Here is an 18,977-nt window from a genome sequence, read left to right as displayed (position 1 = left end):
TCTGACCTCCAGTCCGGCCCGCCGGCTCAGCCCGTTCCGCAAGGAGCGGGCTTTTTCAGTTTGTGCAAAGCCCGCCCGCGCGGTTCACAGATGATCGCGGAGCGTGTCGGCGATCATCTCCTCGAGGCGGCTGGCCTTCACGCCCAGAAGTGCTTCTGTGTCGGAGGCATCAACCAGCAGGGGTCTCTCGAAGAGGTAGCGCATCTCGATGGCCTCATGCATGCCCAGGGATTCGATCTCAGGGGCGGAATAGGAACGTGTCCCTGAAAGCTCTCGTCCGAGCACCGCCGCGGTTTTCTGGATGAGCTCCCGTGGTGAGGCGTATTGCGAGGGAACGTGAAACGCGCGTCCCCATTCGCCGTTGTAGCGGGCCGCCGCGACCAGCGTCCTCGCGACGTCCTTGGTGAAGGTCCAGGCATGGGTTGCGTCGAGGTCGCCAATGAAGGCGGTAGGCTTGCCCTCGATGATGGAGGGCAGCGCGATCAGTGAAAAATAGCTGATCGCGCCATGTCCGAGATAGTCGCTGGAGCGTATTTCGATCGCCGGTACGTCGGCACGAACCGCCCGCTGCCACATGATCGTCCTGGCGGTTCCCTTCCTCGAAGTGGGATCCAGGGGCAGGTCGGAGCGAAGCGGGCTATCGGCATTTTCCCCATAGCCATAGAGGTTTCCGAGCACGATGAGTTTGGCGCCGACCGCTTCGGCCGCGCGCACGGTGCCATCGATGATGGGGAAAAAGTCGATCGGCCACCGATCATAAGCGGCCATGGCACACATGAAAATGGCATCGGCACCTCGGCAGATACGCGACAGTTCCGAGGCATGCGTGGCATCGGCCTGTATGGTCCGCACGTTCGGCAGCGCGTTCGAACCGACGCCTCGGCTGGTGAGAACGACATCATGTCCTTCCTCTCCAAGAAGGCGCGCGGTCTCGCGTCCAACTGGGCCCGCGCCGACGACAACATAGAAACTCATGGCAACCTCTCTTCCAAGCTTGATGGAGAGACGTGCGTACAGGTTCGCGGCATTGAAAATCGCGCGGGAATTGCCAAATCTTGAACAGGTTTCGCCACGAATCGAGAGAGCATGCGTCCACAATTCGCTCCGGCCCGATCCCCATCCGACGTCGCAATGATCTCCCGGCACATCGAGGCAGGTGTCCATCGTCTGCCGCGGGCGCCGCACCATCGTGTCATGGTGCATGCAAGCGCGGCGACACGCTCCTACTGCAATCAGGTTGGGCGCCATTTCGTCAGGCGCGCCGGCGATATCGACCTGGTACCAGCTGGCGAGGAGGGCGGTTTCGAGGCCGAAACCGCGTTCGACACGATCGAGATCGTCTTGCAGCCAGCCCTGATGGAAAGGGTAGCGGCGGAACTTGGCGGCAGGGCGCTGATGTCGCGGCTCGACACGCGCCACCTGCTTCGTGACCAGCGCATCGAGCATCTCGCTCGCGCGCTCCAGAGCGATCTCGATGCGGGCCCACCGAGCGGCTCTCTATTCGCCGACAGCATTGGCGCCGCGCTGGCGGTCAGGCTGCTTGGTGCCGACGATATGGACATCGAACGAACGAACCGCCTGTCGGATATCCAGCTCAAGCGCGTCCTGGAGCACATCGAGGCCGCTCTCCACGAGCCGCTCTCGATCCATCGGCTGGCCCGGGTGGCCGGCGCGAGCAGCTCGCACTTGCGGACATGGTTCAAGGTGGCGACGGGCGTCACACTGCATCGCTATGTGTTGCGACGTCGGGTCGAACGCGCGCGTGCCCTGCTGCAGCAGGGAGATCTCAGCACCAGCGAGGTCGCGGAATTGACGGGCTTCGCGCACCAGTCACATCTGGCGCATTGGATGCGCCGCGAGATCGGCCAAACGCCGCGCGACGTGCGACGGGCGCGACGCCTCAATCCTTGAGCGGCTTGCCAAGCCGGCCGGCCAGATCCTGCGTGAATTGCCAGGCGACGCGGCCCGAGCGGCTGCCGCGCGTCGTCGCCCATTCCAGCGCCTCCGCGCGCAGCTGCCCGGGGTCGATGTCGAGGCCATGATGGCTGGCATAGCCGTTGATCATCTCGAGATACTCATCCTGCGAGCATTTGTGGAAGCCGAGCCAAAGCCCGAACCGGTCGGAGAGCGAGACCTTCTCCTCGACCGCTTCGGACGGGTTGATGGCGGTCGAGCGCTCATTGTCGATCATGTCGCGCGGCAACAGATGGCGGCGGTTCGAGGTGGCGTAGAAGATGACATTGGCCGGGCGGCCTTCGACGCCGCCTTCAAGTGCCGCCTTCAACGACTTGTAGGACGTGTCGTCATGATCAAAGGACAGGTCGTCGCAAAACAGGATGACGCGGAACGGCGCGGCCTTCAGCAGACCCATCAGCTTCGGCAGCGTATCGATGTCCTCGCGGTGGATCTCGATCAGCTTGAGCGGCAGGTCGGATTTAGCCTTTTGTGATTTGGCCCGGGCATTGATCTCGGCATGCACGGCCTTGACCAGCGACGATTTGCCCATGCCGCGCGCGCCCCACAACAGCACGTTGTTGGCGGCAAAGCCGGCGGCGAAGCGCTCGGTATTGTCGACGAGGATGTCGCGGACGCGATCGACACCGCGGATCAGGCCGATGTCGACGCGATTGACCTTGCGCACCGGCTCAAGATAGCCGGGATCCGCCTGCCAGACGAAGCAGTCGGCCTCGCTGAGGTCGGTTTCAGGCACCGGCGGCGGGGCGAGGCGGCCGACAGCCTCGATCAGGCGGTCAAGTTTCTTGTTGAGGGCGTCGATGGTGCTGTCGGTCATTTCAGGTCTTCTGGCTCGTTTCGTGGGGCAGGCAGGTGGGACACGTTCGAATCCGTCGGGTTCGAAACCGGTCCCAACCTTTTGTTCGAGCGTGATCTTTTCTGTAAACCGGCTCTCGCTTTTCGCGATCCTGCTCTAACACGGGCGAACAGGCCGGAAAAGCAGCCGATTTGGTCGGTCGCGCAGTTGCATTGACAACTTTACCGACTATATTCCGGCCAAATTTCAAGGGGCCGCCAAACTCCGCAGGACGGTTGGCGGCTGTTTTCAAAATTCAGGAGTACCTCGATGTTCGTGACACCGGCATACGCCCAAGGCATTGGCGGCGCCTCTCCCGATATGTTCATCAGCATTTTGCCGTTTGTCCTGATTTTCGTGATCATGTATTTTCTGATCATCCGCCCTCAGCGCACGCAGCTGAAGAAGCGCGGCGAGATGCTGGCGGCGGTCCGCCGCGGCGACACGGTCGTCACCGGCGGCGGTTTCGTCGGCAAGGTGACGAAGGTGATCGACGACAACGAGCTCGAGATCGACCTTGGTGGTGGCACCAAGGTGACGGCGCTGCGCTCGACGATCGCCGATGTGCGCGTCAAGGGCGAACCGGTGGCCAACCAGAACGCCAAGAAATAACCCAATTCAAGGCGGAGCGATCCGCGGACACGCTCTGACGGACGACGCCATATGCTGTATTTTTCGCGCTTCAAGATGATCCTGATCTGGGTGGCCGTCGCCATCACAGTGATCCTCGCCGCGCCCAATCTGTTCCCCGCCAGCACGTTGGCCCAGCTGCCGAGCTGGGTGCCGAAGCGGCAGATGACGCTCGGCCTCGATCTGCAGGGCGGTTCGCACATTCTGCTGGAGATGAACCAGAACGATCTGATCAAGGATCGATTGGAGACGACGCGCGACGAGATCCGCACGCTGCTGCGTGACGCCAAGATCGGCTATACCGGCCTTGCCGGCACCGGGCGGACCTTGCAGGTGCGCATCACGGATCCGGCCCAGCTCGACGCCGCGAAAAAGGCGTTGAAGACCTTGACCGATCCTGTCGCCGCTGGCCTGTTCTCCGGTGGCTCCATCCAGGAAATGTCGCTGGATGATTCCGAGCCGGGCCTGCTCAAATTCACCGTCACCGACGCTGGCATCAAATACCGCACATCGACCGCATTGGCGCAGTCGATCGAAGTGGTCGAGCGCCGCGTCAACGAACTCGGCACCACCGAGCCCATCGTGCAGCGGCAGGGCGACGACCGCATCCTTGTGCAGGTGCCAGGCCTGCAGGATCCGCAGCGGCTGAAGGAAATCCTCGGCCAGACCGCGAAGCTGACCTTCCAGATGGTCGACCAGTCGATGCCGGTGCAGGACGCGCTCAAGGGGCGCCCGCCCGCAGGCTCCTCGGTGCTTTATTCGCAGGACGATCCGCCGGTTCCGTATCTGATCGAAAACCGCGTCATCGTTTCGGGCGAAAACCTCGTCGACGCGCAGGCGACCTACAATTCGCAGAACAACGAGCCGGTGGTTTCATTCCGCTTCGATTCGAAGGGCGCCGCCCGCTTCGGCCAGGCGACCTCGCAGAATGTCGGCAAGCTGTTCGCCATCATCCTCGACAATCAGGTGATCTCGGCGCCGCAGATCCGTGAACCGATCCTCGGCGGCACCGGCCAGATATCAGGCAATTTCACCGCCCAGAGCGCCAATGATCTCGCCGTGCTTTTGCGAGCCGGCGCGCTGCCGGCGACACTGACGGTCATCGAGGAACGCACTGTCGGACCGGGCCTTGGCCAGGATTCGATCCATGCCGGCAAGGTGGCCGGCATCATCGGTTCGATCCTCGTCGTTGCCTTCATGTTCGTTGCCTACGGCTTCCTCGGCTTCCTCGCCAACATCGCGCTGGCGGTGCACGTGGCGATGATCGTCGGCCTGCTGTCGCTGCTCGGCGCGACGCTGACCTTGCCGGGTATCGCCGGTATCGTGCTGACCATCGGCATGGCGGTCGATTCCAACGTGCTGATCTACGAACGCATCCGCGAGGAGCGACGCGCCGGCCGCTCGGTGATCCAGGCGATCGATACCGGGTTCTCGAAGGCGCTGGCGACGATCATTGATTCCAATGTCACTTCGCTGATCGCGACAGTGGTGCTATTCTATCTCGGCACCGGCCCGGTGAAGGGCTTTGCCATCACCTACGCCATCGGCATCCTGACCACGGTGTTCACCGCGTTCACCTTCACCCGCATGCTGGTGTCGATCTGGTTGCGCCGCGCCCGTCCGAAGGAATTGCCGAAGGCGCCGGTGACCTTCATTCCGCCGGGCACCAAGATCCCCTTCATGGGCATCCGTCGCTGGACATTCACGCTCTCGAGCGCGCTGTCGATCCTGTCCGTGGTGACGTTCATGACCGTCGGCATCAATTACGGCATCGACTTCAAGGGCGGTTCGCTGATCGAGGTGCAGGCCAAGAGCGGCAATGCGGACATCGCCGACATCAGAGGCCGGCTGTCGGATCTCAACATCGGTGAGGTCCAGGTGCAGCAGTTCGGTGCGCCGAACGACGTGCTGATCCGTGTCGGCACGCAGGATGGCGGCGAGAATGCCGAGCAGACAGTCATCGACAAGGTGCGCGGCGAGCTGCAGGACAATTATGACTTCCGCCGCGTCGAAGTTGTGGGGCCAACGGTTTCCGGGGAGTTGGCCAAGCAAGGCACGATCGCAATGCTGGTCGCGCTGGTCGGCATCCTGGTCTATGTCTGGTTCCGCTTCGAATGGCAGTTCGCGGTCGGCGCCATCGTGGCGACGGTGCACGATGTGGTCATGACACTCGGCTTCTTCGTCATCTCCGGGCTTGAATTCAACCAGTCATCGCTGGCGGCGATCCTGACCATCATCGGCTATTCGCTGAACGATACGATCGTGGTCTATGACCGCGTTCGTGAGGATTTGCGAAAATACAAGCGCATGCCGCTGCCGCAACTGTTGAACAACGCCATCAACGAGACGCTGTCGAGAACGACGCTGACCTCGGTGACGACCAGCTTGGCCCTGCTGGCGCTGGTTTTGTTCGGTGGCGAGGTGATCCGCTCGTTTACGCTGGCCATGCTGTTCGGCGTCGTCTTCGGCACCTATTCGTCGATCTTCATCGCGGCACCGCTGCTGATCCTGTTCAAGCTGCGGCCGCAGGCTTCGGCCGACGAGGAGAAGCCGGTCAACGGCGGCAAGGCGGTCGCGACCTGACGCGCGGCCCCGAAGGGGTGACGAAAGTGGTGACCGGCAAAGGCATCGTCATCCGCGAGGCGCACTTCCCCGGCCGCGCGTCGATCGAGGCCTATGGCAATGGCGGGTTCCGCTTTGCCGACATGTCGCATCGCGGTTCGCTGCTGTGCCTGCCATCCGGCATCCATGGCTGGGAGCCGGCGGACGCTTCAGCGCTGACAGTGGCCGATTTCGAAAAACTGCTGGCCGAGGCCGACAAGGTCGAGATCCTGCTGGTCGGCATGGGCAAGGATTTGAGGCCATTGCCCGCGGCGCTGCGAGCGGCGCTGAAGGAGGCCGGTATTGCCTCCGACCCGATGTCGACCGGGGCTGCGGTGCGGACCTACAATGTCCTCCTGGCGGAAGACCGCGCCGTGGCTGCCGCGCTCATCGCCGTCGAGTGATATGTCGCAAAATGCCAAAATCGTCATGGACGCGGTGCGCGCCGCCGATCATGACCGCTATCTGACGGTACTCTACGCGCCGGCCGACAAGCGCGATGCGCTGTTTTCGCTCTACGCTTTCAATGCCGAAATCGCTGGCATCCGCGATCGCATCCATGAAGCATTGCCGGGCGAGGTGCGGCTGCAATGGTGGCGTGACCTCATCGCCGCCGACAGTGACGGCGCAGCCGTCGGCCATCCCGTCGCCGACGCATTGAAGGCGACAATTTCTGGCCATCACCTGCCGAAGCCGGCCTTCGACAACATGCTCGAGGCGCGCATCTTCGATCTCTATGACGATCCGATGCCGTCGCGTACCGACCTGGAAGGCTATTGCGGCGAGACGGCGGCCGCGCTCATCCAGCTTGCGGCGATGGTGCTCGATCCCGTCGAGGCGCCCCGCTTCGCCGAACTGGCAGGCAGGGCGGGCTGCGCGCAGGCCATGACCGGACTGCTGCTGCTGTTGCCGCTGCACCGCAAGCGCGGGCAGTGTTTTTTCCCGGCCGACATTCTGGCGGCGGCGGGATCGACGCCGGAGGAATTTGTTGCCGGCGATGGCGGGCCTGGGGCGCGGCGTGCCGTAGCGGCGATAACAGCGCTGGCACGCGAACACCTTTCCGCATTCGAGCGGGGCGCCGCCGGGCTGCCGGCGTCGTTGCGCCCGGCATTCCTGCCATTGGCACTGTCGCGCGCCTATCTCGACAGGATGGAAGGCTCGCGCCATTCGCCACTCGACGGCGTCGCGCGGCTATCCGCCTTGCGCCGGCACTGGCTGCTGGTGCGGCGGGCGAGCAAGGGCTGGCCGGCACTTTGACGTAAACGTCAATCGTGCTAAGGAGTCGGCCATGCCGGGAACTGTCGCCGGAGATGACAGGCCGGCCCGGAGGAAATCCATGAGCTTGCCCTTTCTGGTCGTGATCGTCGTCCTTGGCATTGCGCTGTCGGTTGCAGCGGTGCATTTCACCGGCGGCAGCAAGACGGCCACGCTGGCCGATCCCGATCAGGCGTTGCACCGTTTCGCCGAGGATTTTCCCGACGAGATGGTTGCAACAGTTCGCCTGACGGCGGACGCAAAAACGGCATTTCTGGACCTTGGACGAGGGCGCACCGGCATCGTCCACGGCATCGGCGACTGCTTCTTGACGCGCATCGTCACCGCTACGGACGTCTCGGTGTCCAATTCCGACGAGACGAACACAATTCAATTGCGATTGACGGACTTCACCTGGAAGGGCGGCCGTTTCCGCTTCGCCAATGCCGGCGATGCGCAGGCCTTGCTGAAAGCTTTTGAAGCACGCCATGCCGCCAGGGAGGCCGCGTGATGGACAGCTATGATTTTCCGCAAGTTACCCAGTTGGCCATTCCGTTCTTCGTCGCCGCCATCCTGATCGAGCTCTGGCTGGTGCGCACCGGCCGCGCGAAAGGCTCGTTCGAGACGCGCGACACGGTGACCAGCCTGATGATGGGCACCGGCAATGTCGTCGCCGGGCTGCTGCTTGGCGTCGTCTCCTACTGGGCGCTGCTGTGGCTGTGGCAGTTCCGCGTCTTCAATCTCGGCCTGTCGGTCTGGGTGTTCCTGGCCGCCTTCCTGCTCGATGATTTGCGCTATTATGTCTATCACCGCATTGCGCACCGGGTGCGCTGGGTGTGGGCCGAACACGTCAACCATCACTCCAGCCAGCATTACAATCTGTCGACGGCGCTCCGGCAGAGCTGGACGGGCCTGTTCACCTTCATGTTCGTCCTCCAGGCACCGCTGGTGCTGCTCGGCTTTCACCCCGCGGTGATTGCCTTCACCTTCGGCTTCAACCTTGTCTGGCAGTTCTGGATCCACACCGAGGCCATCGGCAAGATGTGGGGCTGGTTCGAGTTCATCTTCAACACGCCCTCGCACCACCGCGTCCACCACGCCACCAATCCACGCTATCTCGACGCCAACTATGCCGGCACGCTGATCATCTGGGACCGCATGTTCGGCAGCTTCGTCGAAGAGCTGGAAGAGGACCGGCCGCGCTATGGCATCGTCAGGAATCTCGGCACCTTCAACCCGCTGAAAGTGGCGTTCCACGAATGGATCGGCATGTTCAGGGATGCGTTTGCGCCGGGTATTACGCTCAGCGATCGCCTGAACTACCTGATCAAGCCGCCCGGCTGGAGCCATGACGGCTCGCGCGAAACTTCGGAGAGCCTGAAGGCGGCCTATGTCAGGCGCAATCCTGCCGAGGCGGGGAAGCCGGGATTGCCGATGGCGGGTGCCGAGCCGGCGGAGTAGCGTTACGCGCCTAATCGATCACCTTGAGCCGTACCCTTGAGCCGTCGGACAATTCGCTCAGCCGGCGATGAATATCGGCCATGCCTACGAACTGCTCACTCACGGGGACCACAAACATGTTTTCGACATCGAATTTGCCCTCGGCAAAGGCGGGCAAGATGGTGAAGCCGTAGCATTCTCCCGTCTTCGGCTTCTTGTCTGCGGCGCGAAGGCGTTCCACAAGCGGCGGGAGGAACCACTCGTCAACGAGATCAGTACGAAGCCTGATCATCTCCTCAAAATCCGCCCGATTGTGAGCCACCTGCTCGACCAAGCCCGTCCCGGTATCGAGCCAGTGAACCCCGTTGTTCGGCTGCTCGATAAACACGCCTCCAACCATTGAGCAAACAACCGGGTTCCAAGGCTCCGGTAAAAGCCACGACCACGCTTTTGCCGCCGCCAGCGCGACGTCCGGTTCAAGTTGGAAAGCGATCTCCGGCCAGGTGACGCTCATCGGACCTCCACCATGAAGGTAGAGCTAGATGGAGAACTTCTGCAACTAGTCCGTGAAGAACTCTACTTGATGGCGGCCGAGACCGGGGCAGATTGGAGTATGCAATTAAAGGCTACTCTGCCGCCTCTGCCCGCGCCGGCAAACCCAGCCATTGCCGGCAATCGCCCAGCGCGCGCGATGTGATGGCATGGCGCTTGGCAACCGTCTTGTCCTTGCCGCGCAGACGCTTGCCTTCGATCTTCACCGCTTCCACCGGCGGGAACAGGCCGAAATTGACATTCATCGGCTGGAAGGAGCGTTTGCCCGGCTCGTCGTCCGAAACGATGTGGCCGCCGGTGATGTGGTTGAGCAGCGCGCCGAAAGCCGTGGTGAGCGGTGGCAGGGACGGCGCATGGCCGAGCCGCTCGGCGGCGGCGAAACGGCCGGCGAGCAGGCCGATCGCGGCACTTTCGACATAACCCTCGCAACCGGTGATCTGGCCGGCGAAGCGCAGGCCCGGACGCGATTTCAGCTGCAGCGAGGCGTCGAGCAAGGTCGGCGAATTGATGTAGGTGTTGCGGTGCAGACCGCCGAGGCGGGCGAAGTCGGCGTTTTCCAGGCCCGGAATGGTGCGGAAGATGCGGACCTGTTCGGCATGCTTCAGCTTGGTCTGGAAGCCGACCATGTTGTAGAGCGTGCCCAGCGCATTGTCCTGCCTTAGCTGGACGACGGCATAGGCCTTGACCGTCGGGTTGTGCGCGTTGGTCAGGCCCATCGGCTTCATCGGCCCGTAGCGCAGCGTCTCGACGCCGCGCTCGGCCATGATCTCGATCGGCAGGCAGCCGTCGAAATAGGGCGTGCCTTCCCATTGCTTGAATTCGGTTTTCTGGCCGTCGATCAGCGCCTGGACGAAGGCGAGATACTGCTCCTTGTCCATCGGACAGTTGATGTAGTCCTTGCCGGTGCCGCCGGGGCCGACCTTGTCGTAGCGCGACTGGAACCAGCAGGTGTCCATGTCGATCGTGTCGAAATGGATGATCGGCGCGATGGCGTCGAAGAAGGCGAGCGCATCGGCGCCGGTCGCCTCGGCGATCGATTGGGCCAGCGATGGGGCGGTGAGCGGTCCCGTGGCGATGATCGCCTGGTCCCAGTCCGCCGGCGGCAGGCCGGGAACTTCCTCGCGCTGGATGGTGATCAGCGGGTGCGCCTGGAGCTTCTTCGTCACGGCCTCGGAGAAGCCGTCGCGGTCGACGGCCAGTGCGCCGCCGGCCGGCACCTGGTTGGCGTCGCCGGCGCTCATGATCAGCGAGCCGGCCAGTCGCATCTCGGCGTGCAGCAGGCCGACCGCGTTGTTCTCGGCGTCGTCGGAGCGGAAGGAATTGGAACAGACGAGTTCGGCCAGGCCATCGGTCTTGTGCGCGTCCGTGCCGCGAACCGGGCGCATTTCATGCAGCACGACGGGAACACCGGCCTGCGCGGCCTGCCATGCGGCTTCGGAACCGGCGAGACCGCCGCCGATTATGTGTATGGGATTTTTGCTCATGAGCGCCGGAATAATCGCTTGGGGCGGCGATTGCAATTGCCGTGCCTGGTGCGGGCAAACCGCAGATGGTGAACCAGGCGCCGAAAACAACAACACCCGCCGGGGGAGGAGGTCCGGCGGGTGTCGTTTTGGGGGTCGATCCTCGGGAGGAGGTGAAGATCGACCGTATTCGCCATCGCCGGGGAGGAGGTCGGCTTTGACGAAATCTTTTTCGCGTTTTGAAAAGGGGCGAAACCCTTTGGAGCAAAATTCATTTTGCTCCGGGGAAACAACGCCCGCCGCGGGAGGAGGTGCGGCGGGCGCCGTTTGGTTGGCCAACCCTCGGGAGGAGGTGAAGGTTGGACCTATTCGTCATTGCCGGGGAGGAGGTCGGCTTTGACGAAATCTCTTTTGCCATCTTTTAAAAGGGGCAAAACCCTTTGGAGCAAAATTCGTTTGCCCCGGGAACAGCGCCCGCCGCGGGAGGAGGTGCGGCGGGCGCCGTTTTGGTGGTCAACCCTCGGGAGGAGGATAAGGGCTGACCGTTCGCTGGAGGTCGGGGAGGAGGTCGACCCCAGCGAAATTCCGTTAGATCGCCCGGCGGGCGATGATCTTGATTTCGTCGCGGACGATACCGAGATCATGCAGCTGGCGGTTCGAAAGGCGACCCAGCTCGGTAACCGTCTCGCGATATACGCGCCAGTTACGATAGTTGCGGATCAGGTTCATTGTCGTTCTCTTTTCGGAAACTTGTTCGGACCATTTGCGGTCCGAAAAATTAGACCGCCTTGCGAGCGACGTAAGGAATGTCGCTGCGGCTGATGCCGAGGTCGGTCAGTTCGCGGTTGCTCAGGCGGCTCAGCTCGGACACGGTGTCCCTGTAGCGGCGCCAGTTGCGATAGTTGCGGATCAGGTTCATGGTAGTTCTCGTTTCGTCTTTCTTGCGGATCATTCCGTTTGTGTACGAACTATAAATAGGCGGGCTCATATCGATTTAAAAGCGCTATGGCTGCATGGCAGCAATGCAAATTGTGCAATGCAACATTAACGCGCCTTCATGGACCTGACACAAAGAAGCCAGAATCGGAAAGTGCCGTGACGTCAACGGTTTGGCTGGTTCGGTTAAAAAAACGACCCAGCGGGGGATGCAGGACATGGCGGGCTATTCGACACGGGTCAGGTCCGACATTGTGCGGTGGCTCCAGGAAGGCCTGATCGACGCCGCGACGGCCGACGCCCTGACGCGAGACGTCGAGGCGAATACGCGCAAGTCGCTGAGCTTCGGTTCGATCCTGGCCATGATGGCGGCCCTGCTGTTCGGCGCGGCCATCCTGATCTTCGTCGCTGCCAACTGGGATGCCATTCCGCGGCTGGCGCGGGTCGCGGCGCTGTTTGCCATCATCCTTGGCGGTTATGTCGGCGGCGCGGTGCTGAAGACGCGCGACCATGCGGCGATCGGCGAAGCCCTGTGGATCGTGGCGGCGGCTGCCTTTGGCGGTTCGATCGCGCTGATCGGCCAGATGTACCATCTGTCCGGCGACGAGGCTTCCGCGCTGGTCACCTGGGGCGCCGGAACGGCGCTGGCGGCGGTCGCGCTGCGGTCGAACCCGCTGACCGTCGCTTCGGTCGGCATCGCCGACGCCTGGCTGTTCCTGAAGGGGTTCGACTATTACAGCCGCAGCGCGTTTCCGCATGCCTTCGTCGTCATGGCGATCGTGCTGTTTGCCGTCTCGTTCTGGACCCGCAGCCAGGCCGCGCGGCATCTGATCATCCTGTCGCTGCTCTTCTATCTCGTGCTGTTGGCCGGGAATCACGCGACGCTGCCGGTGGCGATCCCTCTGGTCATCGTCTCCGCCGTGCTCTTCGCGGCTTCTGTCTTCGCACCGGAACCTGTCGACAGGATCGTGCAACTCGGCGGCCGCTTGCCCCTGCATGCGCTGCTCGGCTTTCTTACCGGGCTGGCCATCATCCAGTTCGAACTGGCCGACGAAAGTACTTACAACAGCGGTTTCGCCATTGCCTCGGTCGTCGCGCTGGCCGGCATAGTCGCCGCCATCGTGCTGGCGGGACGGGAGAGCCGTGGCCTGCGCTGGCTTGCCTATCTCGGCTTCGCCTTCGAACTCGCCATGATCTATGTCGTGACCTTGCAGTCCATGCTCGACACGGCCGGCTTCTTCCTTGCCGCCGCGGTGCTGCTCGGCATCCTGGCGATCATCATCATTCGCGTCGAAAAACGCATGAAGGGTCCGGCAACGGGGGGAGCCACCGCATGATGACCGGAAAGAGGCTTGTTATCTCGGCGCTGGTGCTGGCGCTCGTCCAGATCGGCTTCCTGAGCTGGATCATCGCCGGCCGGGCGGCTATCCTGCGCAACGGCAAGGAAGTGCTGCTGAAGATCGAACCCGTCGATCCGCGCGATCTGCTGCGCGGCGACTACATCATCCTCGGCTACGCGATTTCGCGCATTCCGGTGAAAATGATCGCCAACATTCCCGCCGGCAAATTCTCCAGCGACGATACGTCGATCGTGGTCCGCCTGAAAAAGGGTGCTGACGGCTATTGGACGCCGACCACCGCCTGGTTCGGCAAGGCGCCGGCGCCGGCCGCTGCCGACGAGGCTGATATTGCAGGCCATGTCGCCGAAGGCTGGGATCTGCGCAGCGAGGGCATGACCATCGCGCCGGACTACGGCATCGAGCGGTTCTACCTGCCGGAAGGCGAGGGGATGGCGATCCAGAGCGACATGCGGGTGCGCCCGTTCGGCATAAGGCTTGCGCTCGCCAGCGACGGCACCGCGCAGATCAAGGCATTGGTCGACGGCGACAAGACGCTATTCGAGGAACCGCTATATTAATAACGATGGATGCCGGTTATCGGTGCGAAGCAAGACCAGACGCCTCTAAATCAGTGTAAGGCCTTGCCGTACAAGCGTTGCGGCAGCGCGGCACCGGAATGGACTCACTTTGTATCAACTGTGGTGCCCACCGGGAGGGGCGAGTGCCACTATGCGAAATAGCTGAACAGATTTTTCGCAAGAGAGTTCACTAACTCAGGATGGAGGACTCCGCTGGTCAACTCCGGACCCTACTCGTCTCGGCGATGATTTTGAGATAGGGGCCAGTCGATATGGTGTAGCTAAAGTCTGCTACGCCTTTGTCCTGCTTGTGTGTCGAGGGGCTGCGCACGACCCAGTCATACACGCCAGAAACCATGCAGCGATCGTTTGCACAGGTGACCACAATGCTGTCAATGCGGACGTTATATATGCGTTCAGGCCATCGCCGGTAATAGTTCCTCTTGTCCTGAATGATCGAACTCAGGTTCGTCAACTTGCCATAATAGTCGACGGTGCGAGCGTAGGACGCCTGAACTTGAGCAAGAGCGAAATCGTCGTTGTCGCCATGATGCTCGATCAGATCCTTGACGAAGGCGACCGCAGCGCTCTCCGCCTGTTGCCTTGCGTCGGGTGCAGGCACTGGCACGGGCGCAGGATCTGGCCGCGTCGACACCTGCGACGTATCCACGGGCGATTGGTTCGCTGCGACATTGGTCACACGCAACTCTGCCATTTCGCTGGCCGATAGGTATCTTATGTCATGCTTGTCATAGCTCGACGCCAATTCAATCAGCTCGGGGTCCACTCCCATCTCGACTACATAGGATGTGATTGCGGCCGTTCCGAGCTCGACACGGGCCTTGGCTTCTTCTCTGGAAATCCCGTCAGTCCATTTCAACCAAGCCCGATGAATGCCGATAGTACCTGGTTCGGCAACACGGTGGACGCCACCCAAGAAGGCCAGTGAGCAGGCTGAAGCGCACTGCAATTGGCGAACCTGAAGCGTATCCAATCCCGCCGCGCGGATCATACGCCCCAACCGAAGCGCGCTGCCGACGTTGCCGCCGGGGGAGTTGAATACGATCATCCGGGCCCCGCTGCCCGCAACCGCGTTGCTAAAGGCGTTCAGGGGTTCATTGTCTTTGAACTCTCCGGAAACAACAAGAAACGGCTGCTGCCCTGGAGACGAAACAGGCGTGTATTCTAGGGCCTCAACCTGAGATGTTGCCGCCGCTACAATCGACCCTACCGCCAGAACTAGAGACAATACACGCACAAACTGACAGAGCCCCAACCTGCCTTCAGCCAATAAGAACCTGTCTACGTGCTATTTCAAGAGCCTTCTTTGAAAGTTGGATTTCGTGGGGGCCATTCGCCGAAAAGATTGGTGCAGATGAAGGACCCCCACGTCTTCCGGCGCCGGAACCTAAATCCAGGGCATCTACCAGTTCCGCCAAATCCGCATGCTCCGGCGACATGTGGATGCGCCACCGCGCGCCGGCCGGATCAATTGACAGTACGCTGTCGACTGACCAATCATTGCCGGACACCCCATGCGAAATGCACTGAGTTAGCCGTGTTGATGGCGTTGAGCCCAATCGGCGCGCTGGCCAGCGCGTCGTCGCCCTGGGAGATTTCGCGCGGGGCCGTGCCGTTGATGTCACGCGCCCGGCGCTGTCGCCCTGTGTGCCAGCGGCGCGGTGATCATCACTATCGATTTCAGCCGAACAAAGCAGGAGATTGTCCAGTGTCGCTCGAACTCATCAACCCCGATGATCTGCCAGTTCCAGAGATGTACACACAGGTTGTCGTCGCGACGGGATCCAAGCTGGTATTCATCTCAGGTCAGCAGCCCGAAGACATAAACGGCAAGCTGGTTGGGCATGGTGATTTTGCGGCGCAAGCGCGCCTGGCATTCGGCAATCTCGGCCGGGCGCTCAGTGCGGCAGGCGCGCGGCCCGAGCAGGTTTGCAAGATTACGATCTACATTGTCGACTACAAGCGCGACGAACAAGTGCCGATCATCGAAGAAGCGCAGATTTCGCTGTTTGGAGATCACAAGCCAGCCAATGTGGTGGTCGGGGTGGCGATAATGTCCCCAGGCTACCTCATAGAGGTCGATGCGATAGCGGTCATTTGACGAGGCCATCAGAAGCTAGCTTCCGAGGAGTCTCTTTGCCATCTAGCGAGCTTCAGGTGGCCTGCGACCCGAAGCTCGCAGAGCGAAGGGTGGTGCGGATGAAGGGACTCGAACCCCCACGCCTTTCGGCACTGGAACCTAAATCCAGGGCGTCTACCAGTTCCGCCACATCCGCATCGCCCGGCAATCCCATGTAGCCATCATTCTGTCAATGTCGGAGACGAGATGTCAGAGACGAGATGTGGGCAGGGCCGAAATGTTGGTTATTCGCCTAAGCGCGAAGACTGTTGAAAATTAGGCTCGCCTGTGACAAAAGGCGTGTCAAATGTGACGGGACGCGACGATCCGCTTCTACAGAATGTGATAAGAAGTAGGAAAAACAAGAACTTATTCACATTTTGGAACGCAGTTTGGGAGAGTTTGGGCCGTAATTTCGGTCAAATCGCCAGGTTCCGTACCAAAAGCCATTCCCGGCAAGAATATACCGGCAGGCTGTAAACGGCAGAGGCCGTGGCAGTCTCATTGGTGAAAACAAAGGTTTTACGATGCAGGTCACCGAAACGCTTAATTCCGGTCTCAAGCGCGAGATCAAGATCACCGTGCCGGCCGGTGACATGGAAGCCAAGCTGATGGCGAGGCTCTCGGACGCGCGCAACAAGGTTCGCATCAACGGCTTCCGGCCGGGCAAGGTGCCGGTGCAGCACCTGCGCAAGGTCTATGGCAAGTCGTTCATGGCCGAAGTGGTCAACGAGATCCTCAACGACTCCACCCGTTCGATCATTACGGGCCGCGGCGAAAAGGCCGCCATGCAGCCCGAAGTCATCATGACCGAGGACGAGAAGGAAGCCGAGAAGATCCTGGCCGGCGGGACCGACTTCGAGTTCCGCCTCAACTATGAGGTCATCCCGGCGATCGAGATCAAGGATTTCTCCGATATCAAGGTGACGCGTCAGGTGTTCGACGTACCGGAGGCCGAGATCGACGACCAGGTCAAGCGCGTTGCCGAATCGGCACGCAGCTATGAGCCGAAGACCGGCAAGGCCGCCGAAGGCGACCGCGTCAGCATCGACTATGTCGGCAAGATCGATGGTGAGGCCTTTGCCGGCGGCGCCGGCACCGACCAGCCGTTGGTGCTGGGCTCCAAGGAATTCATTCCTGGCTTCGAGGACCAGCTTATCGGCACCAAGGCCGGTGACGAAAAGCAGGTCACCGTGACCTTCCCGGAAAACTACCAGGCCGCACATCTGGCCGGCAAGGAAGCCACGTTCGACGTCACCGTCAAGGAAGTGTCGAAGCCGGGTGAGCTGGAAATCAACGACGAGACCGCCAAGAACCTTGGCTTGGAATCGCTGGAGCGCCTGCGTGAGATCGTGCGCGGCCAGATCGAGAACCAGTTCGGCTCGATGACGCGCCAGAAGGTCAAGCGCCAGCTGCTCGACCAGCTCGATGCCGCCTATTCGTTCGAGGCGCCGTCGAAGCTCATCGAGGCCGAGTTCAACAACATCTGGGCTCAGGTCACCCGCGACCTGGAGGCCGCCGGCCGCACCTTCGCCGACGAAGAGACGACCGAAGAAGAAGCCCGCGCCGAATATCAGCGTCTTGCCGAACGCCGGGTGCGTCTCGGCCTGGTGCTGGCGGAGATCGGCGAGAAGGCCGGTGTCACCGTATCGGACGAGGAATTGCAGCGTGGCCTGTTCGAGCAGGTTCGCCGCTTCCCGGCCAACCAGCAGCAGGAAGCTTTCGAGTTCTACCGCAGCAACCCCGAGGCGCTGAATGCGCTGCGCGCGCCGATGTTCGAGGAGAAGGTCGTCGACCACCTTCTCGGCCAGATCTCGGTCACCGACGTCAAGGTCAGCAAGGAAGAGCTGATGGCCGACGACGAGGACGCGGAAACCACGACCAAGGCGAAGCCCGCGAAGAAGGCTGCGGCCAAGAAGGCTGAAGCCAAGGCGAGCGAGGCCGGCGACGAGGCGGAAGAGCCGAAGAAGAAGGCCGCGCCGAAGAAAAAGGCCGCCAAGGACGCCGAATAAGTCCCGAGCTTGATGGAATCGACGAAGGCCGCCCTCGAGGCGGCCTTTTTCGTTGCGAAACTGCAACAGCCGATTCGCTTTGCGGGAAATGGCACTTGGCGATACCTGGCGTTGAGCATTATCTGCGCTGCTGTTGCAAACCGTGTGGTTCCTGGAGGGGGCGTTGAGCCTATTCTTCGAAAAGGGGCGTCCCGTCGCCCTGGCGCTCGTTCTGGCCTTCGTCTGCGATGTTGCCCAGGCCGGCGCGCTTGCCGGCGAGTGGCGCTTCGGAACAGACGATGATGGCCTTGTGACCGCTTCGCTTCATGGCACCAACAAGCTGATCACGGGTGGCGGTGCCTTGAGTTACAGCCCGGTGTTGACCATTGCCTGCCGGGCAGACGGAGAACCGCGCTGGACCGAATGGCTGCAGTTGAATGACGGGGTTTCGGCCAGCCGCAAGATCACCATGTCCGTCACTGTTGACGACGGCGGCAAGTTCGACGAGAGCTGGTCGGTCGGATCGCGCGGCCGAATGCTGGTGCGCGACGGCGCCGACGGCATCAAGCGCCTTGTTCCCGCAAGCCGGCTGTCGCTTTCATGGCGGTTCGGCTTGTTGTCAGGCCGCGGCCAGGCGGATTTCGACCTTGCGGGGCTCGAAGAGGCGGTTGAGCAGATCGCCGGAAGCTGCCGGACCGATCCGCCTTGAGCGTGGCTGGGTTCTAAACCTTCGCAATGCTTGGCTTTTTCTACCCGCCGCCTGGATTCCATGGTATGTTTGTACCGCAATTCCACTGGGGAGAGATATTCTGCCCAAGGCGCGATCGTCCGAGGCATAAATGGCGATCAGGGAGGAAATGCCATGCGCGCTATAGCGTTTTTTGCTGGGGTGTCCGTTACGATCTTCATCGCGCATCCGTCGCAGGCACAGGATGCCGCGGCTGGTGAGAAGGTCTTCACCAAATGCCAAGTCTGCCACATCGCAAACGAGGACAAGAACAAGATCGGTCCATCGCTGCACGGCGTCATCGGCCGCACGGCCGGTACTCATCCGGATTTTAAATACTCCGATGCCATGATTGCGGCCGGCAAATCCGGCGTCAAATGGGACGAGCCAACGCTGACGACCTACCTTCACGATCCCAAGGCCATGGTCAAAGGCACCAAAATGACGTTTCCCGGCCTCAAGAACGATGCGGACGTGGCCAACGTCATTGCCTATCTGAAAACCTTCTCCAAGTGA

The 18,977-nt window shown here is 61.6% G+C and carries 20 protein-coding genes and 1 tRNA gene; 13 read left to right on the top strand and 8 right to left on the bottom strand.

Annotated elements, in window-relative coordinates; all coding sequences use genetic code 11:
• Positions 1-84 precede the first annotated feature (84 nt).
• Positions 85-975 carry an NAD-dependent epimerase/dehydratase family protein gene (locus CK227_RS28685; protein ID WP_095773094.1) on the bottom strand — a complete coding sequence of 297 codons (891 nt, stop codon included), beginning with the start codon at positions 973-975 and terminating at the stop codon, positions 85-87.
• A 111-nt stretch (positions 976-1,086) separates the two neighbouring features.
• On the opposite strand from CK227_RS28685, the gene CK227_RS28680 reads away from it, so the two are divergent.
• Positions 1,087-1,911: an AraC family transcriptional regulator gene (locus CK227_RS28680; RefSeq protein WP_095772852.1), complete on the top strand. Its 825-nt coding sequence runs from the start codon at positions 1,087-1,089 to the stop codon at positions 1,909-1,911.
• Here the strand turns inward: CK227_RS28680 and CK227_RS28675 are convergent.
• Positions 1,901-2,791, bottom strand: a complete 891-nt coding sequence (locus CK227_RS28675; RefSeq protein ID WP_095772851.1) for an ATP-binding protein — start codon at positions 2,789-2,791, stop codon at positions 1,901-1,903. The two genes, CK227_RS28680 and CK227_RS28675, sit on opposite strands and share 11 nt — an antisense overlap.
• Before the next feature lie 288 nt (positions 2,792-3,079).
• Between CK227_RS28675 and yajC the strand changes: the two genes are divergently transcribed.
• From yajC to CK227_RS28645, 6 genes are all read left to right on the top strand, one after another.
• Entirely contained in the window at positions 3,080-3,421 is a 342-nt protein-coding gene (yajC, locus tag CK227_RS28670) for a preprotein translocase subunit YajC (protein ID WP_010909882.1), read from the top strand.
• 51 nt (positions 3,422-3,472) lie between these two features.
• Entirely contained in the window at positions 3,473-6,022 is a 2,550-nt protein-coding gene (gene secDF, locus CK227_RS28665) for a protein translocase subunit SecDF (RefSeq protein ID WP_095772850.1), read from the top strand.
• 26 nt (positions 6,023-6,048) lie between these two features.
• The gene (locus CK227_RS28660) at positions 6,049-6,444 is read left to right on the top strand and encodes an Mth938-like domain-containing protein (RefSeq protein ID WP_179295843.1); all 396 of its coding nucleotides are present in this window, start codon (positions 6,049-6,051) and stop codon (positions 6,442-6,444) included.
• Position 6,445: 1 nt separating this feature from the next.
• Positions 6,446-7,297, top strand: coding sequence for a phytoene/squalene synthase family protein (locus tag CK227_RS28655; RefSeq protein WP_179296428.1), 852 nt, complete (start codon positions 6,446-6,448; stop codon positions 7,295-7,297).
• A gap of 79 nt (positions 7,298-7,376) precedes the next feature.
• The gene (locus CK227_RS28650; protein WP_095772849.1) at positions 7,377-7,805 is read left to right on the top strand and encodes a hypothetical protein; all 429 of its coding nucleotides are present in this window, start codon (positions 7,377-7,379) and stop codon (positions 7,803-7,805) included.
• Positions 7,805-8,755 carry a sterol desaturase family protein gene (locus CK227_RS28645; protein WP_179296427.1) on the top strand — a complete coding sequence of 317 codons (951 nt, stop codon included), beginning with the start codon at positions 7,805-7,807 and terminating at the stop codon, positions 8,753-8,755. The genes CK227_RS28650 and CK227_RS28645 overlap by 1 nt, the downstream gene beginning before the upstream one ends.
• A 10-nt stretch (positions 8,756-8,765) precedes the next feature.
• Here the strand turns inward: CK227_RS28645 and CK227_RS28640 are convergent, their stop codons facing one another.
• The 4 genes from CK227_RS28640 to CK227_RS28625 all read right to left on the bottom strand — a co-directional run bounded on the left by CK227_RS28640 (position 8,766) and on the right by CK227_RS28625 (position 11,668).
• Positions 8,766-9,248 (bottom strand): T6SS immunity protein Tdi1 domain-containing protein, encoded by a 483-nt coding sequence (locus CK227_RS28640; protein ID WP_095772847.1) that lies wholly within the window; start codon positions 9,246-9,248, stop codon positions 8,766-8,768.
• 112 nt (positions 9,249-9,360) lie between these two features.
• Positions 9,361-10,770, bottom strand: a complete 1,410-nt coding sequence (gene trmFO / locus CK227_RS28635) for a methylenetetrahydrofolate--tRNA-(uracil(54)-C(5))-methyltransferase (FADH(2)-oxidizing) TrmFO (protein ID WP_095772846.1) — start codon at positions 10,768-10,770, stop codon at positions 9,361-9,363.
• A 567-nt stretch (positions 10,771-11,337) separates the two neighbouring features.
• Positions 11,338-11,478, bottom strand: coding sequence for a DUF1127 domain-containing protein (locus CK227_RS28630; RefSeq protein ID WP_019858543.1), 141 nt, complete (start codon positions 11,476-11,478; stop codon positions 11,338-11,340).
• A 49-nt stretch (positions 11,479-11,527) separates the two neighbouring features.
• Positions 11,528-11,668, bottom strand: a complete 141-nt coding sequence (locus CK227_RS28625) for a DUF1127 domain-containing protein (protein WP_013531315.1) — start codon at positions 11,666-11,668, stop codon at positions 11,528-11,530.
• Between the two features lie 235 nt (positions 11,669-11,903).
• On the opposite strand from CK227_RS28625, the gene CK227_RS28620 reads away from it, so the two are divergent.
• Both CK227_RS28620 and CK227_RS28615 read left to right on the top strand, forming a co-directional pair.
• Positions 11,904-13,022, top strand: a complete 1,119-nt coding sequence (locus CK227_RS28620; RefSeq protein WP_095773091.1) for a DUF2157 domain-containing protein — start codon at positions 11,904-11,906, stop codon at positions 13,020-13,022.
• A complete protein-coding gene (locus CK227_RS28615; protein ID WP_095772845.1) occupies positions 13,019-13,603 on the top strand; it encodes a GDYXXLXY domain-containing protein in 585 nt (194 codons plus the stop codon). Before CK227_RS28620 ends, CK227_RS28615 begins: the two co-directional genes overlap by 4 nt.
• A gap of 217 nt (positions 13,604-13,820) precedes the next feature.
• Here the strand turns inward: CK227_RS28615 and CK227_RS28610 are convergent, their stop codons facing one another.
• The gene (locus CK227_RS28610) at positions 13,821-14,894 is read right to left on the bottom strand and encodes a hypothetical protein (RefSeq protein ID WP_143750541.1); all 1,074 of its coding nucleotides are present in this window, start codon (positions 14,892-14,894) and stop codon (positions 13,821-13,823) included.
• Between the two features lie 438 nt (positions 14,895-15,332).
• Here CK227_RS28610 and CK227_RS28605 point away from each other — a divergent pair, with 438 nt between their 5' ends.
• Complete coding sequence (locus CK227_RS28605; RefSeq protein ID WP_095772843.1) at positions 15,333-15,725, top strand: RidA family protein; 393 nt, start codon at positions 15,333-15,335, stop codon at positions 15,723-15,725.
• Positions 15,726-15,815: 90 nt separating this feature from the next.
• Here the strand turns inward: CK227_RS28605 and CK227_RS28600 are convergent.
• Positions 15,816-15,900 (bottom strand) — tRNA-Leu (locus CK227_RS28600).
• 370 nt (positions 15,901-16,270) lie between these two features.
• Between CK227_RS28600 and tig the strand changes: the two genes are divergently transcribed.
• From tig to CK227_RS28585, 3 genes are all read left to right on the top strand, one after another.
• Positions 16,271-17,755, top strand: coding sequence for a trigger factor (tig, locus tag CK227_RS28595; protein WP_095772842.1), 1,485 nt, complete (start codon positions 16,271-16,273; stop codon positions 17,753-17,755).
• A 163-nt stretch (positions 17,756-17,918) separates the two neighbouring features.
• On the top strand, positions 17,919-18,443 hold the full coding sequence (locus CK227_RS28590) for a hypothetical protein (protein WP_095772841.1): 525 nt from the start codon (positions 17,919-17,921) through the stop codon (positions 18,441-18,443).
• A gap of 153 nt (positions 18,444-18,596) precedes the next feature.
• The gene (locus CK227_RS28585) at positions 18,597-18,977 is read left to right on the top strand and encodes a cytochrome c family protein (RefSeq protein WP_027046909.1); all 381 of its coding nucleotides are present in this window, start codon (positions 18,597-18,599) and stop codon (positions 18,975-18,977) included.

It is taken from the genome of Mesorhizobium sp. WSM4308, assembly GCF_002294905.1.
Taxonomy (GTDB): Bacteria; Pseudomonadota; Alphaproteobacteria; order Rhizobiales; family Rhizobiaceae; genus Mesorhizobium.
This window is presented reverse-complemented; position numbering and strand designations above follow the sequence as displayed.

Bases quoted from the DNA above. Each gene is read 5' to 3' on its own strand.
- CK227_RS28640 (WP_095772847.1), bottom strand. From the start codon at position 9,248: ATGAGCGTCACCTGGCCGGAGATCGCTTTCCAACTTGAACCGGACGTC.
- trmFO (WP_095772846.1), bottom strand. From the start codon at position 10,770: ATGAGCAAAAATCCCATACACATAATCGGCGGCGGTCTCGCCGGTTCC.
- secDF (WP_095772850.1), top strand. From the start codon at position 3,473: ATGCTGTATTTTTCGCGCTTCAAGATGATCCTGATCTGGGTGGCCGTC.
- CK227_RS28675 (WP_095772851.1), bottom strand. From the start codon at position 2,791: ATGACCGACAGCACCATCGACGCCCTCAACAAGAAACTTGACCGCCTG.
- CK227_RS28685 (WP_095773094.1), bottom strand. From the start codon at position 975: ATGAGTTTCTATGTTGTCGTCGGCGCGGGCCCAGTTGGACGCGAGACC.
- tig (WP_095772842.1), top strand. From the start codon at position 16,271: ATGCAGGTCACCGAAACGCTTAATTCCGGTCTCAAGCGCGAGATCAAG.
- yajC (WP_010909882.1), top strand. From the start codon at position 3,080: ATGTTCGTGACACCGGCATACGCCCAAGGCATTGGCGGCGCCTCTCCC.
- CK227_RS28620 (WP_095773091.1), top strand. From the start codon at position 11,904: ATGGCGGGCTATTCGACACGGGTCAGGTCCGACATTGTGCGGTGGCTC.
- CK227_RS28585 (WP_027046909.1), top strand. From the start codon at position 18,597: ATGCGCGCTATAGCGTTTTTTGCTGGGGTGTCCGTTACGATCTTCATC.
- CK227_RS28625 (WP_013531315.1), bottom strand. From the start codon at position 11,668: ATGAACCTGATCCGCAACTATCGCAACTGGCGCCGCTACAGGGACACC.
- CK227_RS28680 (WP_095772852.1), top strand. From the start codon at position 1,087: ATGCGTCCACAATTCGCTCCGGCCCGATCCCCATCCGACGTCGCAATG.
- CK227_RS28655 (WP_179296428.1), top strand. From the start codon at position 6,446: ATGTCGCAAAATGCCAAAATCGTCATGGACGCGGTGCGCGCCGCCGAT.
- CK227_RS28650 (WP_095772849.1), top strand. From the start codon at position 7,377: ATGAGCTTGCCCTTTCTGGTCGTGATCGTCGTCCTTGGCATTGCGCTG.
- CK227_RS28645 (WP_179296427.1), top strand. From the start codon at position 7,805: ATGGACAGCTATGATTTTCCGCAAGTTACCCAGTTGGCCATTCCGTTC.
- CK227_RS28615 (WP_095772845.1), top strand. From the start codon at position 13,019: ATGATGACCGGAAAGAGGCTTGTTATCTCGGCGCTGGTGCTGGCGCTC.
- CK227_RS28630 (WP_019858543.1), bottom strand. From the start codon at position 11,478: ATGAACCTGATCCGCAACTATCGTAACTGGCGCGTATATCGCGAGACG.